The 700-nt window shown below is 32.1% G+C and carries 1 protein-coding gene and 1 pseudogene; one reads left to right on the forward strand and one right to left on the reverse strand.

Translation table 11 applies throughout. The features are described from left to right. A partial coding sequence (locus tag GMD6S_RS12540) for a GMP synthase (glutamine-hydrolyzing) (RefSeq protein WP_008296169.1) occupies nucleotides 1-153 on the forward strand: 153 nt, incomplete at its 5' end. 210 nt (nucleotides 154-363) lie between these two features. Here GMD6S_RS12540 and GMD6S_RS12895 read toward each other — a convergent pair. Next, nucleotides 364-700, reverse strand: a pseudogene (locus tag GMD6S_RS12895) (hypothetical protein); the annotation flags it as partial.

Here is a 700-nt window from a genome sequence, read left to right on the forward strand (position 1 = left end):
ACTTCTATCGATGGTATGACAGCTGACTTTGCCAAGATTCCTTGGGAAGTCCTTCAAAAAATTTCTGTACGTATCGTTAACGAAGTAGACCACGTTAACCGTATCGTCTACGATATTACAAGTAAACCACCTGCAACCGTGGAGTGGGAATGATTTATAAACATGATTTGAAGTGAAATGGTTGATTTAACAGCATTTTCAGTTGTTATAAAAGGTTAAAAATAAATCAAAATTGATTGGTTCCCCACCAAAAATCCCACCAGAAATAAAATATGGTGGGGCTTTTTTTGTTTTAAGGATGTAGAAGCAAAATTTATTTAGGAGTGACGATAGTATATATACTTAAAATAGAAATACACCATTTTAGTGAATCTTAGATTTTTCTTGAGAAAATATAGTTGCTAAGATATCAGCATAAAGTTCAGGCGTTAAGTCTTGTTTTTGAACCTTCTCCAGTAATTGTGAAAAATATTCCTTCTCAGTACCCTTTGTATTAGAAATAATACCTAACAAAAATCTATTTAATTCACCAGCTGCTTTTTCTGAGTTGTAGGATTCATAGTATTTTTGATAAAATTTATCGTATTTCTCGTTTTTTTTGAGTAAGTTCGCTTCCTCTTGCTTATCTAACAATTGTTGATAAGAGACATTAAGATCAAGCCAATCTTTTTCAAACTGCTCGAGTAATTTGTCTGATACT

The sequence above is a fragment of the Streptococcus sp. GMD6S genome (genome assembly GCF_000297015.1).